The 16,589-nt window shown below is 51.3% G+C and carries 15 protein-coding genes; 12 read left to right on the top strand and 3 right to left on the bottom strand.

The window, feature by feature from the left end; translation table 11 throughout:
• Positions 1–98 precede the first annotated feature (98 nt).
• From A6301_RS02940 to A6301_RS02925, 4 genes are all read left to right on the top strand, one after another.
• Positions 99–929, top strand: a complete 831-nt coding sequence (locus A6301_RS02940; protein ID WP_205542694.1) for a transketolase — start codon at positions 99–101, stop codon at positions 927–929.
• The gene (locus A6301_RS02935; protein WP_205542693.1) at positions 922–1,866 is read left to right on the top strand and encodes a transketolase family protein; all 945 of its coding nucleotides are present in this window, start codon (positions 922–924) and stop codon (positions 1,864–1,866) included. Before A6301_RS02940 ends, A6301_RS02935 begins: the two co-directional genes overlap by 8 nt.
• Before the next feature lie 2 nt (positions 1,867–1,868).
• Complete coding sequence (locus A6301_RS02930) at positions 1,869–3,359, top strand: glycerol kinase (RefSeq protein ID WP_234257182.1); 1,491 nt, start codon at positions 1,869–1,871, stop codon at positions 3,357–3,359.
• Positions 3,360–3,472: 113 nt separating this feature from the next.
• Positions 3,473–4,471 carry a sugar phosphate isomerase/epimerase gene (locus tag A6301_RS02925; RefSeq protein ID WP_234257071.1) on the top strand — a complete coding sequence of 333 codons (999 nt, stop codon included), beginning with the start codon at positions 3,473–3,475 and terminating at the stop codon, positions 4,469–4,471.
• 87 nt (positions 4,472–4,558) lie between these two features.
• Here the strand turns inward: A6301_RS02925 and A6301_RS02920 are convergent, their stop codons facing one another.
• Positions 4,559–5,503 (bottom strand): sugar-binding transcriptional regulator, encoded by a 945-nt coding sequence (locus A6301_RS02920; RefSeq protein ID WP_107167571.1) that lies wholly within the window; start codon positions 5,501–5,503, stop codon positions 4,559–4,561.
• 252 nt (positions 5,504–5,755) lie between these two features.
• Here A6301_RS02920 and A6301_RS02915 point away from each other — a divergent pair, with 252 nt between their 5' ends.
• From A6301_RS02915 to yciH, 4 genes are all read left to right on the top strand, one after another.
• On the top strand, positions 5,756–6,061 hold the full coding sequence (locus A6301_RS02915; RefSeq protein ID WP_107167570.1) for a LapA family protein: 306 nt from the start codon (positions 5,756–5,758) through the stop codon (positions 6,059–6,061).
• 12 nt (positions 6,062–6,073) lie between these two features.
• Entirely contained in the window at positions 6,074–7,243 is a 1,170-nt protein-coding gene (gene lapB / locus A6301_RS02910; protein WP_107167569.1) for a lipopolysaccharide assembly protein LapB, read from the top strand.
• A gap of 182 nt (positions 7,244–7,425) precedes the next feature.
• Positions 7,426–8,169, top strand: a complete 744-nt coding sequence (pyrF, locus tag A6301_RS02905; protein WP_107167568.1) for an orotidine-5'-phosphate decarboxylase — start codon at positions 7,426–7,428, stop codon at positions 8,167–8,169.
• Positions 8,166–8,495 carry a stress response translation initiation inhibitor YciH gene (gene yciH / locus A6301_RS02900; protein ID WP_107167567.1) on the top strand — a complete coding sequence of 110 codons (330 nt, stop codon included), beginning with the start codon at positions 8,166–8,168 and terminating at the stop codon, positions 8,493–8,495. The genes pyrF and yciH overlap by 4 nt, the downstream gene beginning before the upstream one ends.
• 57 nt (positions 8,496–8,552) lie before the next feature.
• On the opposite strand, the gene osmB is transcribed toward yciH, so the two are convergent.
• The gene (gene osmB, locus A6301_RS02895; protein WP_010276685.1) at positions 8,553–8,768 is read right to left on the bottom strand and encodes an osmotically-inducible lipoprotein OsmB; all 216 of its coding nucleotides are present in this window, start codon (positions 8,766–8,768) and stop codon (positions 8,553–8,555) included.
• A gap of 336 nt (positions 8,769–9,104) precedes the next feature.
• Here osmB and araD point away from each other — a divergent pair, with 336 nt between their 5' ends.
• From araD to araC, 4 genes are all read left to right on the top strand, one after another.
• Positions 9,105–9,800: an L-ribulose-5-phosphate 4-epimerase gene (araD, locus tag A6301_RS02890; protein ID WP_234257070.1), complete on the top strand. Its 696-nt coding sequence runs from the start codon at positions 9,105–9,107 to the stop codon at positions 9,798–9,800.
• Positions 9,801–10,091: 291 nt separating this feature from the next.
• A complete protein-coding gene (locus A6301_RS02885; RefSeq protein WP_215483619.1) occupies positions 10,092–11,324 on the top strand; it encodes an oligosaccharide MFS transporter in 1,233 nt (410 codons plus the stop codon).
• 17 nt (positions 11,325–11,341) lie between these two features.
• Positions 11,342–13,351: a beta-galactosidase gene (locus A6301_RS02880; protein ID WP_234257069.1), complete on the top strand. Its 2,010-nt coding sequence runs from the start codon at positions 11,342–11,344 to the stop codon at positions 13,349–13,351.
• 32 nt (positions 13,352–13,383) lie between these two features.
• The gene (araC, locus tag A6301_RS02875) at positions 13,384–14,268 is read left to right on the top strand and encodes an arabinose operon transcriptional regulator AraC (protein WP_107167563.1); all 885 of its coding nucleotides are present in this window, start codon (positions 13,384–13,386) and stop codon (positions 14,266–14,268) included.
• 139 nt (positions 14,269–14,407) lie between these two features.
• Here araC and A6301_RS02870 read toward each other — a convergent pair whose 3' ends face one another.
• Positions 14,408–16,471, bottom strand: coding sequence for a carbon starvation CstA family protein (locus A6301_RS02870; RefSeq protein WP_234257068.1), 2,064 nt, complete (start codon positions 16,469–16,471; stop codon positions 14,408–14,410).
• Positions 16,472–16,589: the final 118 nt, after the last annotated feature.

Here is a 16,589-nt window from a genome sequence, read left to right as displayed (position 1 = left end):
TGTCGGTAGGCATACCGAGGCCCGATTTGAGCGCAATTTTTTTTGATTCAATTTGAATAAATATTCGTTTTTGAGTAAAAATTCAAGCGAGGTGAGATATGAATCCGTACGCATTGTCGGTGGAGGCGCTGACGCACAAAGCCCGCGCTATTCGTCGCCGTATTATTCATCTGAATGCCAATAGTCCGGCTGGCGGGCACACGGGTGCCGATCTGTCACAGGTTGAGATTTTGACGGCGCTGTATTTTCGTATTTTGAACTGTGCACCGGATCGTCTTCAGGATTCGCAGCGGGATATTTATATCCAGTCAAAAGGCCATGCCGTCGGCGGTTATTACTGCTGTCTGGCCGAGGCGGGGTATTTTCCTGAAACGTGGCTGGCAACCTATCAGCATCCTGATTCTCATTTACCAGGACATCCAGTCAAACACAAGACACCGGGAATTGAGCTGAACACCGGGGCGCTGGGGCACGGACTGCCCGTCGCCGTTGGCATTGCGCTGGCGGCGAAGCGTGATAACAGCCCGCGCCGGGTCTTTGTTCTGACGGGCGATGGCGAGTTGGCAGAAGGCAGTAACTGGGAAGCAGCGCTGGTGGCGGCGCATTACCAACTGGATAACCTGATCATCATCAACGACAAGAACAAACTGCAATTGGCAGGGACGACCTGCTCCATCATGAACACCGATCCGCTGGCAGAAAAGTGGCAAGCCTTTGGCTTACAGGTTACGGAATGCGCAGGTAATGACATGCAATCGGTGGTGGACACGCTGGAAAAGCTACCGCGCAACGGTAAACCGAATGTAGTGATTGCGAATACGGAAAAAGGTGCGGGCGTGTCGTTTATTCAGGGGCGAGCTGAATGGCATCACCGGGTGCCGAAAGGCGAGGAAATAGCACTGGCGTTGGAGGAACTAAAAGATGAGTAACGCAGAGCATTTGGCAACGGTTATGGTCGAGCAGTTCATCAAGGCCGTCGAACAGGGAATTGATCTCGTTCCGGTGTTGGCGGATTCGACCTCAACGGCAAAGATTTCCCCGTTCATTCAGCGTTTTCCCGACCGCATCGTCAACGTGGGGATTGCAGAACAAACGATGGTGGGAACGGCGGTAGGGCTGTCCATCGGCGGGAAAATTGCGGTGACCTGCAACGCGGCGCCGTTTCTAATCTCCCGCGCCAACGAACAGCTCAAAGTTGACGTCTGTTACAACAACAGCAACGTCAAGCTGTTTGGGCTTAATGCGGGCTGTAGCTACGGCCCACTCGCCAGCACCCACCACAGTATTGATGACATCGCGGTGCTGAGAGGGTTTGGCAATATTGAGATCTACGCGCCGTCCAGCCCGGAAGAGTGTCGCCAGATTATCGATTACGCCTTTGCACATCAGGGGCCTGTCTATATTCGCCTTGATGGTAAACCGCTGCCTGCTTTGCATGATGAGCACTATCGCTTTGTGCCGGGACAGATCGATGTCCTGCGCAAAGGCTGTGATATCACGCTGGTCGGGCTGGGGTCCACCGTGCATGAAATTGTGACGGCGGCTGAATTATTAGCAGAAAAAGGACTCTCCGCTACGGTGGTTAATCTTTCCTCTATTCGGCCGTGTAATACTCAGCAATTACTTGAAATTCTGAGTGAAACACCTCGAATCATCACTGTCGAGGAACATAACGTCAACGGCGGTGCAGGCAGTCTGGTTGCGGAAGTGCTGGCGGAAGCAGGTAGCGGAATCCCGCTAGTTCGGTTGGGGATTCCCGATGGTCAATACGCGATTGCCGCCGATCGGAGCGCGATGCGAGCGCATCACGGGCTGGACGCGACGGGCATTGTCAACGCAGCACTGCGTCTTTGTCCGGGAGGCTGATGATGTTTACGCCGGTTATTTTGGCAATCGATGAAGGGACGACGAACGCCAAGGCGATTGCCGTCGATGAGCGGGGGCGCATTCTGGCTAAAGCGTCGGTTGCTTTGCAGGTGACACATCCGCAGCCAGGCAGAGCGGAGCAGGATGCGATGGCGATCTGGCGTGCGGTTTGTCAGGCCGCAGAAGCCTGCCTGTCGTCATTACATCGTGCTCAGGTGGTGGGCGTTGCCATCAGTAATCAGCGCGAATCGGTGCTCATCTGGGACAGGCAAACCGGAAAACCGCTGACGCCGCTGGTTAGCTGGCAAGATCGTCGTGCCGAAAAATTCTGTCAGGCGGTACAGGGAAGTGCGGAAGCTCATTTGATCGCATCCCGCACTGGATTGCAGGTCGATCCGCTTTTTCCCGCCGCCAAACTTCATGCCATGCTGGCTGAACTGCCAAACGGTGTTGCTCGTGCAATGACGGGGGAGCTGTGCATCGGAACGGTGGACTGCTGGCTTAACTGGCAGTTTAGCGGCGGGCGGGCGTACTCTACCGACTATTCCAATGCTGCAAGAACCCAACTGTTCAATATCCACCGCGGCTGCTGGGATGAAGATCTACTTGCACTTTTCGGCATCCCCAGCATTTGCCTGCCTGCTGTTACGCCTTCCTCGGCGCTGCATGGTCACACCGGCGTGACGGGTATCCGCGGGCTGGCTGTTGGCGTACCCATTGTGGCGCTGATTGGGGATTCCCATGCTGCGCTGTACGGTCAGGGCATAACCCAAAGCGGTGAAATCAAGGCGACATATGGCACGGGTTCGTCGCTGATGACCACCATCAACACGCCACATCTTCACGCCGCAGGGCTCAGCACCACAATTGCCTGGCACGATGGCGAACTGCGCTACGCGCTGGAAGGCAATATTACGCATACCGGTTCGGGATTTGCCTGGATTGGTCAGATGTTGGGTATCCCTTCCGTGACGCGACTGACCGAACTGGCGTTAAGCGCCGAATCGAATCAGGGCGTCTTCTTTGTCCCTGCCTTATCCGGGCTGGGTGCGCCCTATTGGGATGTGCAAGCGCGTGGCCTGCTGTGCGGCTTATGCGATGCCACCACACCTGCCATCATCGCCCGTGCTGGGTTGGAATCCATCGCGTACCAGATTGCCGATGTCTTTTTCGCGATGGAGCAGGCGTCGCAGGCCGCGTTACCCGCGCTGCGCGTTGACGGTGGCGCGACGCAAAACCGCTGGCTGATGCAGTTTCAGGCTGACCTCTTGCAGCGCCCGTTGATTCGCAACCATAACGCGGAAGTGTCGGCGCTGGGCGCGGCGTATTTGGGCGGAAAAATGCTGGGGTGGTGGGAGCACAACGAACAGATTGCCGCACTGCCGAGAGAGGTAGAAATCATCGAACCGTCGCTGGCAAACCACGCCATTCAGGAGAGTTATCAACAGTGGCGCACGGCGGTGGCACGGGCGCGTCTGCGACCCGAATCATGATCATTTTGAACAGTAAGCATTTTTTAGCAGTAAGAAAGGGTTAACCGTAAAAACCTATTCGATACGAAAGATAAGCAGCTCAATACTCTACAAATCAAAGAGGTGACTTTATTATGGCAACGTATAACTACCCTGAATTTGGTGCAGGTTTGTGGCATTTTGCGAATTATATCGACCGCTATGCGGTGGACGGCTACGGCCCGGCCTTGAGCACGATCGACCAGATCAAAGCGGCAAAAGAGGTCGGTGAGCTTTCCTATGTCGATTTGCCTTATCCCTTCACGCCGGGCGTGACACTCAGCGAAGTGAAAGACGCGCTGAAAGATGCGGGACTGAAAGCGATTGGTATCACGCCGGAAATTTACCTGAAAAAGTGGTCGCGTGGCGCTTTCACCAACCCCGACCCGGCCGCGCGGGCGGCGGCGTTTGAACTGATGCACGAATCTGCTGGCATTGTGCGTGAACTGGGGGCGAATTACGTCAAAGTCTGGCCAGGACAGGATGGTTGGGATTATCCGTTCCAAGTCAGCCATAAAAATCTGTGGAAACTGGCGGTTGATGGCATGCGCGATCTGGCGGGGGCTAACCCCGATGTAAAATTTGCTATCGAGTACAAGCCGCGCGAACCGCGCGTGAAAATGACCTGGGATTCTGCCGCACGAACGCTGCTGGGGATTGAAGATATCGGGTTGGATAACGTCGGCGTGCTGCTGGACTTCGGCCATGCGCTGTATGGCGGCGAATCACCCGCTGATTCTGCCCAGTTGATTATCGATCGCGGTCGGCTATTCGGCATGGATGTGAACGATAACCTGCGCGGCTGGGATGACGATTTGGTGGTCGGCACGGTGCACATGACCGAGATTTTCGAGTTTTTCTACGTGCTGAAAATCAATAACTGGCAGGGTGTTTGGCAGCTCGAACAGTTCCCGTTCCGGGAGAACCACGTTGAGGCGGCGCAGCTGTCCATCCGTTTCCTGAAACACATCTATCGTGCGTTGGACAAGCTGGATATCCCTGCGCTTCAGGCGGCACAGGAGGCGCAAAATCCATTACAGGCACAGCGAATTGTGCAGGATGCGCTGCTGTCATCCATTAACGTTAACGAGTAATTTCGCCACGGTTCGTCAGGTGCGGAGCAGGGGAATCATGTTGCGCCTGACGTTACCGTTATTGCTCACCATTAGGTGTCTGGCGTGTTAGATCAGCGTCTCGGCGGTTAGTCGATCGGTAATCAATACATCAATGTAGTGGCCGGTCAACGCGCCGCGAATCGCCGCACTTTTCTCGACGCCGCCTGCCAGCGCGACCACGCGCGGACATTGACGCAGTTGGGGCAGCGCCATACCAATCACCGGATCTTCATCGTCCTGCAACACTGGTTCGCCTTCAGCATTGTAGTAATGCAGGCACAAATCACCCACGGCACCGCGTTCAGCCAGCTGTTGCAGCATCGCTTCGTGATAGTAGTTACCGGAATTTTTCAGCAGTTGCGACGGCTCTAGTACGCCGATGCCTACGAGCGCCAGGCTCACTTCGCTGAATTTGTCGACCACGTTGGAAACTTCATCGCTGGTCACCAAACGAGCGCGATCTTCCACCGAACGTTCAATGCTCTGAGCGGGTAAAAGATAGGCTGGACAACTTAGCTGGTTGGCTAGCGTTTGCGTCAGGATGGTTGCCTGTACATTGCCGTTCGGCCCCACGCCGCCCAGTAGTTGGATGACGCCCTGCGCTTTGACGCTTTGCGGGTGCAGGCTGTCCACCATCGCCCGCAGCGTGCTACTCCAGGATGAAATACCAACCAAATCGTCAGGACGGATACTGGTTTGGACATAGTGTGCCGCCGCGGAGCCAATCGCCTGTTTGATTTGCGTCAGCGTAGCATTGTCGGCGATATCCACCACAATAGCCTGATCGATGCCGTAATGCTTCTGAATTGCGGACTCCAGCCCCATGAACATATTCGGGGGTTGAATTACGCTGATTTTGACCACACCTTCTTTAACACTGCGCGTGATAGCGCGGGACACAAAAGACTGTGACAAATGGAGTGAGGCGGCAATTTCTGCTTGTTTCATCCCTTCGCTATAATAGAGCGTAGCGATCTTGACCAATAATCGCTGTTCGTCCTGCTTTGACATGACTTTTCCCCTTGCTGGCGTGCTACTGTCATTTTTATTCAGCACAGAATAAATAACAAGCGCAGACGGCAGTGGCGTACGGTGCTTATTTTCAGCTTCCGTACCGTGAGACGTGTGATGGCAACGACAATGGCAAAAAATCGGACTGACACCATGATTTCCCTGTCCGCGCTGGACATGGTAATTTAATGGGGTTAGTCGCCAAAATTTGGCATAATTCATTCGGTTAATGGATATCACAGGAAGGACAATGTGAAATATTTGCTGATTTTTTTACTCGTGCTGGCGATATTCATCATTTCTGTCACACTGGGTGCGCACAACGATCAGGTTGTGACATTTAACTATCTGCTGGCACAGGGGGAATATCGTATCTCCACACTGCTTGCCACGCTATTTGCCTTGGGCTTTGGTCTTGGCTGGGTTATCTGTGGTCTGTTTTATCTGCGTCAGCGCATTGCGCTTGGCCGTGCACAACGTAAAATCAAGCGTCTGGAACAACAGCTTTCTCCCTCCACCGAGGAGAATGTGGCGCCAGTGCAGACGGTCACCCATTAAGGAATTCTCTCTATGTTAGAACTGCTGTTTCTGTTGCTGCCCGTGGCCGCCGCATACGGCTGGTACATGGGGCGCAGAAGTGCGCAGCAGGACAAAGAGCAGGAATCAAACCGCCTGTCCCGTGAGTATGTCACCGGGGTTAACTTCCTGTTGTCCAACCAGCAGGATAAGGCGGTGGAGCTGTTCCTCGACATGCTAAAGGACGACAGCAACACCTTTGAAGCCCACCTGACACTCGGCAATCTGTTTCGTTCGCGCGGAGAAGTTGACCGAGCGATCCGCATCCATCAGGCGCTGACTGAAAGCGCATCATTAACGTTTGAACAACGCCTGCTGGCAGTGCAACAGCTGGGCCGTGACTACATGGCCGCAGGGTTGTATGACCGTGCCGAAGAAATTTTTAACCAGTTAGTGGATGAAGAGGATTTTCGACGCAGCGCCTTGCAGCAGCTATTGCAAATTCATCAGTCAACCAGTGACTGGCAGACGGCAATTGATGTTGCGGAAAAACTGGTCAAGATGGGAAAAGATCAGCTCCGCGTGGATATCGCCCATTTTTATTGCGAATTGGCGCTGCTGGCGATGGGGAGCGACGATCTGGATAAAGCGTTAACGCTCCTGAAGAAAGGCGCAGCGGCGGATAATCAGTGCGCCCGCGCGTCTATCATGATGGGGCGCATCTACATGGCACAGCAGAATTATTCGCGTGCAGTGGAGGCGTTGAGACAGGTTCTCGATCAGGATAAAGAACTGGTCAGCGAAACGCTGCCGATGCTCCAGGAGTGCTATCAGCATTTAGATAAGCCCTTGGATTGGGTGAATTTCCTCAAACGTTGCGTAGAAGAAAATACCGGTGCGACGGCGGAATTGATGCTGGCCGATATCCTCGAAAGAGAAGAGGGCGCAGAAGTTGCACAGGCTTATATTAATCGTCAGCTTCAGCGTCACCCTACGATGCGTGTGTTCCACCGACTGATGGATTTTCACCTGCATGAAGCGGAAGATGGACGAACAAAAGAAAATCTTCAGGGATTGCGCGACATGGTGGGCGAACAGATTCGCACCAAACCCCGCTATAGCTGCCGCAAGTGTGGCTTCACGTCACAATCACTCTATTGGCAATGCCCTTCCTGCCGCACCTGGGCCAGCGTAAAGCCTATCCGTGGATTAGACGGACAATAGCCTCTCGCTATATCGAGGCGTTATTTTTTAATGTTATTTAGTTACAACATACTAATAATTGTACGTGATTTCCGTTTCAGCCAACGCCTTTAACGGCATTCGTCTTCAGGCGGCTGGGATTTCGGGGGCGGGGCATGTAGAATGCGGCGGGAATTTTGGCTTCGCAAGAGACTGGGTGACGAATGAAAAACGAGAATCTACAGCAAAAGAATCAAACGGTATCATCCCCGATTGTTGTCGCGTTGGACTACGCCAGTCAGGATGCGGCGCTGTCGTTTGTTGACCGTATCGATCCGCAGGATTGCCGTTTGAAGGTAGGCAAAGAGATGTTTACCTTATTTGGCCCACAGTTCGTGCAGACATTACAGCAGCGCGGCTTTGATGTGTTTCTCGATCTAAAATTCCACGATATTCCGAACACCGTCGCCCACGCCGTGGCGGCAGCCGCCGATCTTGGCGTGTGGATGGTCAATGTGCACGCCAGTGGTGGTGCGCGCATGATGACGGCGGCGAAAGACGCGCTGGTGCCGTTTGGTAAAGATGCTCCGTTACTGATTGCCGTGACCGTGTTGACTAGCATGGACGAAGAGGATCTACGCGGGCTTGGTATTACCGTCAGCCCGGCTGAGCAGGCGGAAAGGCTGGCTGTGCTAACACATAACAGCGGGCTGGATGGCGTGGTGTGTTCCGCGCATGAAGCACAGCGGTTGAAGCAGGTGTGTGGTCAGGCATTTCAACTGGTCACGCCGGGAATTCGTCCTGCTGGCAGCGATGTTGGCGATCAGCGCCGCATTATGACGCCGGTTCAGGCGCAGCAGGTTGGTGTGGACTATATGGTGATTGGCCGACCGATCACACAATCGGCCGATCCAGCACAGACGCTACGCGATATCCGTGCTTCACTGTTAAATGGTGCTGCATCATGAATCATGATAAGAACAGCCAACTGGTTTATTCCACGGAAACGGGGCGTATTAAGCCTGAAGAAGAAAAGGAAGTTCGGCCAAAAGGTGATGGTATCGTGCGTATCCAACGCCAAACCAGTGGGCGTAAAGGAAAGGGTGTATGCCTGATTAGCGGCCTCGATCTTGATGATGCTGAGCTGGATAAGCTGGCTGCTGAATTGAAGAAAAAATGTGGCTGCGGTGGCTCAGCGAAAGAGGGCGTGATCGAAATTCAGGGAGATAAACGCGACCTGCTAAAACAGCTTCTGGAAGCGAAAGGGATGAAGGTCAAGCTGGCCGGCGGATAAGTATGACGAGTATAAAAGCAGCAGGTTTACTCCCGTTAACCTGCTGCTATAAATAGGTTATTTATCGACCTGACGGCCAATCAGCCCGCCGATAGCGGCACCGCCTAGTGTTCCTAATGTTCCGCCATCCGTTAAGATCGCTCCACCTACCGCACCGGCACCGGCACCAATCGCGGTATTACGGTCACGTTTGGACATGTTTGAACAGCCCGCGAGCGTAACAGCAAGCGTAATTGCCAGAGCGGCTGTCGCAAAACGTTTATTTAATTTCATTTTCTTCCCCTTTCTGCTCTTAGTCTCACGTTTCTTGTGAGGAAAATATCGAACAAAGTTCTTTTTGCGGTATTAAATAAAGGAATGGAGCCTTTTACCGCCTAATGACAAGTATAATCATCGGAAAAAACGGCAACAGGTAAAAACTCCTAATTCCCCTGCGTTACCTTAACGATAGCAACAATTGATAAAGTTGGCTGTTTTTTGCTCAATATTGTGGCGTGTCTCTTTCTTTTTCCCATAGCAGAACACCGCTAGGTCTTTAGCGATTTAGCCCATAGCGACGAATTCGTCAGGCCGCGAGAATGGTGTTATCGCGTCGATGGGAGATTGGTTATGTTAGAAACGCTAAAAAGACAGGTGTTGGAAGCCAATTTGGCCTTGCCGCAGCATAATTTGGTGACGTTTACGTGGGGAAATGTCAGTGCGGTAGATCGGCAGCGCGGTCTGATGGTGATCAAACCCTCCGGCGTTGAGTACTCGGCTATGACGCAAGAGGACATGGTCGTTGTCGAACTGGAAAGCGGCAAGGTAGTGGAGGGGACGAAGAAGCCATCGTCAGATACCGATACCCACCGCGTGCTGTATCTGGAGTTTGCCGATATCGGCGGTATTGTGCACACCCATTCTCGGCATGCCACGATCTGGGCGCAAGCCGGTAAAGACATCCCCGCTTGGGGAACCACGCACGCTGACTACTTTTATGGTCCCATTCCCTGTACTCGTTTGATGACGGATGAAGAAATCAATGGCCGCTATGAGTGGGATACGGGAACGGTGATCGTCGAAACTTTCCGCCAGCGCGGCATTTCTCCGGTGGATGTCCCCGCGGTATTGGTAAATTCGCATGGCCCCTTTGCATGGGGGAAAAATGCTGATAACGCGGTGCACAATGCTGTGGTTCTGGAAGAGCTTGCCTACATGGGGATTTTCTCACACCAGCTAACGCCTCAGTTGAGTGAGATGCAGCAAACGCTGTTGGATAAGCACTACTTACGTAAGCACGGTAAGAACGCCTATTACGGACAGTAAACCATCTTGCTGTCGGGATCATCGTTTGGAAATATCCCGGCGTTTTAAATAATGAAAGGATATTCTTACCCTGCCAGCATAATGCTTGCGGGGTGTTCTCCTATTTTAAAATAAACATTTTTTTATTCTTCCGGCAGACAGTAATAAAATGTGAGCACTCTCACGCCGCGCAGGGCATAGCAGATTATTACTGGTCGCTAGCGAGACATTCATGACTGCGCTTTCTATTACAGGGTAACGTTGCTCGCATCAATACGGGCATATTTCCGGTAATGAGAACGCGAGGGTATCATGATAGATTCAAATAAAAATTATTACATGAGCTGTTTGTTTTTCCTTTTTTTCTTCATCGGTTGGGGGTGCTGTTTCCCTTATTTATCATTATGGCTAACGGAGACCATTGGCATTAGCTATGGAGATGTTGGGCTGGTGTATTCCTTTACTGCCGTTGTGGCGGTATGTGTTCAGCCATTATTCGGTTTTATTTCTGACAAACTTATTTATCGTAAGCATCTTATGTGGATGCTGGCGCTTATCATTACATTTTTCGCACCTTATTGGATATTCGTCTTTGCTCCACTATTGAAATTTAACGTTATTCTCGGTGCGTTTGCGGGCGGGATATATATCGGTATGGCTTACGGCGCAGGCTGCGGAATTTGTGAGGCGTATATTGATAAAGTCAGCCGGGCATCGGGTTTTGAATTCGGCCGTGCGAGAATGTTTGGCGGTATTGGTGCAGCATTAGGAACCTTTATTGCAGGGAAACTTTATGGCATCGATCAGAACTTGATCTTTTGGACGGCTAGCGCAGCGGGCGTGTGCTTATTGTTTGTTGTATGGAAAACGCAGGTCAGTTCCTCGAATCAGTATTCACAGCAAATGCGTACTCAACCGCCTGTTACACTCAATGATGCAGCCGCACTGCTAAAACTAAAACAATTCTGGTTCTTTGCCATCTATATGATAGGTGTAGGCGCTGTTTATGAAACTTATGACCAGCAGTTTGCGATTTATTACACCCACTTTTTTGAAAACAAAGCGCGTGGTGCGGAAGTTTTTGGTTATTTAACCACCGGGCAGATTTTCCTGGATGCCGTGGTAATGTTCTTCGCCCCGTGGTTTGTGAATAAGATTGGGCCAAAAAATGCGTTACTCTACTGTGGGTTTATTATGAGTTTTCGCATTATAGGTTCCGCATGGGCCGTTGGGCCAGTATCCATTAGTTTAATTAAATTACTCCATGGGTTCGAAAGTTCAGTGCTGCTGGTTGCGGCATTAAAATACATCACTGCGAATTTCAATCCGCTGCTTTCCGCTACGGTCTACCTTATTGGATTCCAATTCTCTAAAAGTTTCAGCTCGATTTTTCTATCCACCGGGATTGGCCACTTGTATCAGAAAATGGGATTTTCCAGTAGCTACCTGATACTGGGAAGTGTCGCCTTGTGCTTCACCGTTATTTCATTCTTCACACTGGATAAAAATAGAGTGTTTGCCCATAAGCCTGGCTTGGTTTATTAATTTAAGGAGGAAGGAGTATGTCAAAATTATATTATGGTGTTGCTTATTACGATGAGTATATGCCGGAAGATCGTCTGGAAAAAGATATTTCACTCATGCTAGAAACAGGGATCAATGTTGTACGCATTGCGGAATCGACATGGAGCACGTTAGAGCCGACAGAAGGTGAGTATAATTTTTATCACATCGATCGCGTTTTGGATGCGATGCATCGTGCAGGGATCGCTGTCATTATCGGCACGCCAACCTATGCGATTCCGTCGTGGCTTGCTCTCAAGCATCCCGAAGTCATGGTGACGACGGTAGAAGGACAGCAAAAATACGGGCCCCGGCAAATCATGGATATTGTTAGCCCTGTGTTTCGCCGTTATGCAGAGAATATCATCCGTGTGTTGCTGGAGCATGTACAACATCATCCTGCGATCATCGGATACCAATTAGATAATGAAACTAAGCATTACGATAATATCGGACGTTACATGCAGGACGGTTTTGTTCAGCATTTGCGCGAAAAATATGTGAGCCTCGATAAGCTTAATTATGATTTCGGCCTCGATTATTGGAGTAACCGTATCGATCGCTGGGAAGATTTCCCCCCCGTCGAGAACACCATTAATGCCAGCCTCTCTTGTGCTTTCAGCCGCTATCAGCGGCAGCAAGTGACGGATTATTTGGCCTGGCAGGCCAGTCTGGTGCGGGAATATGCACAACCGCATCATTTCATTACGCACAATTTTGATTTTGAATGGCGCGGTTATTCATTTGGCGTACAGCCTCGCGTCGATCATTTTGCGGCAGCGAAATGTCTGAACGTGGCAGGTGTCGATATTTATCACCCGAGTCAGTCATATTTAACCGGGAGAGAAATTGCCTTCGGTGGTGACGTTACGCGAAATCTGAAACAGGGGCGAAATTATTTTGTCCTCGAAACGCAGGCACAAGGGTTTCCGCAGTGGACACCTTATCCAGGGCAATTACGGCTACAAGCCTTTAGCCACATCGCCTCTGGGGCGGCGATGGTGGCGTACTGGCACTGGCATTCCATCCATAATTCGTTTGAAACCTACTGGAAAGGGCTGCTGAGCCATGATTTCTCTCGCAATCCTACCTGGCAAGAAGCCACAACGATTGGGGCTGACTTTTCCCGGCTGTCTTCGTCTCTTGAATCATTACGGGCAGATTGTGATGTGGCGTTATTGATCAGCAATGAAGCGATGGATGCCCTGAACCAATTCAAACCTGGCGACGCAAAAACTAACGTTTATAACGATATTATTCGTCGGTTTTATGATGCGCTGTACGATCACAATATTTCTCTCGACATTATTAACGATGTGGACGAAAGCACGGCGCGCTATAAGGCTGTGATTATTCCGGCGCTCTATGCTGCTGATAATGGGCTGTTGGAAAGGATTAATGGTTATATTGAACGAGGTGGCCGTGCGCTGATTGGCTTCAAATCGGGGTTCAGTGACGAAAATGTAAAAGTTCGACACAGTACCCAACCTGGGTTGCTCAGCCGTGTTTGTGGCGTGAGCTATAGCCAGTTTACGTTGCCGGATGCGGTCACCGTTGCTGCCTGCCTGCCGGATATTGATTGCAGCCGTGATAATCGGGCTGATTTATGGATGGAGTTACTGACACCGTTACCAGAAACCCGCACCTTGTTGCGTTATCAGCATCCGGCCTGGTGTGATTACGTTGCCGCAACCGAGGCGAATTATGGCGATGGACGGGCAATGTATGTAGGGTTTCTGCCGCAACCTTTCCTTATTTGCCAGTTATTTGATCATCTGACGCGAGGCATATCGCTTCGTTCGCGCACATCACGCTATGCATTTCCGCTTATTGTGAAACGAATGAAAAATGCTCACGGCAAGTCAATTTCTTTTGTATTTAACTACTCAGGGAAACCCCAATCTTATCATTGTGAAATGGGTGGTTACGCTTTATTAACTGACACCGAGGTTGTAGAAGGCTCATCGTTACTGCTCAACGCCTGGGATTTTATTATTATCGAAAGCTAAGCCTATGCCAGCGGCCATATCGAGAGGTTAATATGGAACTCAATATCAATGAATTATTGAATTTTTCCCCGTTGATGAAAACCTTTACCTTTAATGCCTGGATGGTCGCTGGTTTTACTCCAATATCTCGTGGTTCGGTACTGGATTATTATATTAACCGGCCACAGGGAATGAAGGGGTATATTATTAACCTGACGCTGCGCGGACAGGGATGTGCCAAAGTAGGGGAAGGATCGTTATTGTCCAAGGAGAATGAATTATTACTTTTTCCGCCGGGCGTGCCACACCATTATGGCCGTGATAAACACAGCGACCACTGGGATCATGTATGGATTTATTTTATTCCCCGACCTTACTGGCATGACTGGTTAAAATGGGATGACAAAACGCAGGGCATTGGGAAAACCATCATCCATGCCCCTGCAATGAGCCAGCATATACAAGCACTGTTCTATGAGGCGATCCGCCATAATGCCGATTCAACGCCGCTGTCAGAAGCGTTGGCGATGAATGCGCTGGAGCGGTTGATCCTCGCCTGTTTTCAGCTACAGCCTATTAGCAGCCGGTATGCGCACGATCCAAGGATAAATACGGTGTGCACCTATTTAAACGAACATATTGCTGAAGAGCTGAGAATTGAAGCGCTGGCGGGGATGGTGTTTCTGTCTCCTTCGCGGCTGGCGCATCTGTTCAAAATTGAATTGGGGCAAACTATTTATGCCTGGCGCGAAGTTCAGCGCATCAATTGTGCCAAGCTCTTGATTCAGTCGACGCCACTGCCCATATTTAAAGTCGCACAGTCAGTGGGGTACAGCGATCCGGTCTATTTCACACGCTTATTTCGCAAACATAATGGAATTCCACCGGCGGAATATAAAAAACGCTATGAAAGAATGGGCAGTTTACATGAACCCTGAAGTCGTTGGGCGTTTCTCATGACCTCTGCGGGGTTTATCAAAAGCGATAAAAACCACTGCATACCGTGACAGAAGTGCTTATTTCGGATAAAAAAATCCCTCCACGCAGGAGGGATTGAAGAATGTGCGCCGATGCCCTTTAAGGTTGAGCGCTGTCTCGCAAGACAATCGGCGTTTCTTTTGCCGTTGGCACATTGCTGTTGATTGCACGGCGAATGACAAAGAATGCGGAAACCAGCATCGTCACCGCTACCAGCATGAAGAACCCGCATAGCGCCGCGTTGATCTGATTACTGAAAACGATAGTTTCCATATCTTTAATCGATTTGGCTGGTGCGATCAGCGTGTTCTGTTCAATGCCCGTTGCGAAGCGTTTCGCCTGAGCCAGGAAGCCGATACTGGGTTTTTCATGGAAGATTTTTTGCCAACCTGCCGTCATCGATGTAATAAACAGCCAGACGGTAGGGACGATTGTCACCCATGCGTAGCGTTGTTTCTTCATCTTAAATAACACCACGGTGCCGAGAATCAGCGCCATTGATGCCAGCATCTGGTTACCGATCCCGAACAGCGGCCAGAGTGTGTTGATGCCGCCCAGCGGGTCAATCACGCCCTGATACACGAAGAATCCCCAACCGGAAACGGCAACGGTCGTACCGGCCAGATTCCCCAGCCAGGAGTGGCTATTAGCCAGTCTGGGTATCGCAATACCGACCAAATCCTGCACCATAAAGCGGCAGGCGCGCGTCCCGGCGTCAACGGCAGTCAAGATGAACAGGGCTTCAAACAGAATGGCGAAGTGATACCAAAATGCCATCATCGCCCGGCTATTAAAAATTTCGGTGATGATATAAGCCATGCCCACCGCGAAGGTCGGCGCACCACCGGCACGGGAAAGAATGGAGGCTTCGCCGACGTCATTGGCAATCGCACTCAATTCCTGTGGGGTAATCACAAATCCCCAACTATTAATAGCCAATGAGGCACTCTCAACCGTGGTCCCGATCAAAGCGGCAGGTGAGTTCATGGCAAAGTAGATACCCGGTTCGATAACCGAAGCACAAATCAGCGCCATGATGGCGACGAAGGATTCCATCAGCATTCCACCATAGCCGATGAAGCGGATGTGGCTTTCACGTTCAACCAGTTTTGGCGTGGTGCCGCTGGAAACCAGCGCATGGAAACCAGAAATCGCACCGCAGGCGATAGTAATAAACAAGAAGGGGAACAAGGAACCGGAGAAAACCGGGCCAGTACCGTCAATAAACCGAGAGACCGCGGGCATTTTCATTTCCGGCATCGCGAACACGATACCGAAGGCCAGCCCGACAATAACGCCGATTTTCAGGAACGTAGAGAGATAATCACGCGGTGCCAGCAGCAGCCAGACTGGCAGGACAGAAGCGACAAAGCCGTAAATGACCAGAACCCAGGTGAGCGATGTCCCCTTCAGCGTGAAGAACGGCCCCCAATAGGGGTGTGCGGCGATATTACCGCCGTAGACAATCGCCAGCATCATCAGCACGAAGCCGATAATCGACACTTCAGCAATTTTACCTGGCCGTAAAAAGCGCATGTAAACACCCATAAAGAGCGCGATGGGGATGGTGGCGGCAATGGTGAACAATCCCCATGGGCTTTCCGCCAGCGCTTTTACAACGACCAGCGCCAGCGCTGAAAGAATGATAATCATGACGCCCAGCGCGCCGAGCATGGTGATGATACCCGCGAACGTGCCCAGTTCCTGTTTTGCCATTTCGCCCAGAGAACGACCGTCCCGGCGGGTGGAGATAAACAGCACCAGAAAGTCCTGCACGGCACCGGCGAGCATTACGCCAACCAGAATCCAAATCGTGCCGGGGAGAAACCCCATCTGTGCGGCGAGAATTGGCCCAACCAGCGGGCCAGCCCCGGCGATGGCGGCGAAATGGTGGCCGAACAGGACCCATTTATTGGTGGGAACGTAATCCAGACCGTCGTTATGACGTTCCGCCGGTGTCAGTCGGCGATCGTCTAGCTCAAACACTTTTTTGGCGATGAACAGGCTGTAAAACCGATAGGCAATGCTATAGCACGAGACGGCGGCGATGACCAACCACACCGCATTGACATGCTCACCGCGGCTCAGCGCCAGCGTGGCGAACGAAAAAGCGCCCGCCAGTCCGACCAGCAGCCAGATCACAATGCTCTTTACGTTACTCATAACAACGGCTCCTTCGTTATTCAGAAAGGGTATAGCGCGGGTGTTAATGCAATTTAACAATAGTGGGTTTAATGGCGAAGAGAAGGGAATGGATGAGAAAATGTGAGCGAAGGTGAAT

Origin of the sequence: Pectobacterium sp. IFB5596, from assembly GCF_021432585.1 — a bacterium.
GTDB classification, from domain to species: Bacteria; Pseudomonadota; Gammaproteobacteria; order Enterobacterales; family Enterobacteriaceae; genus Pectobacterium; species Pectobacterium punjabense.
This window is presented reverse-complemented; position numbering and strand designations above follow the sequence as displayed.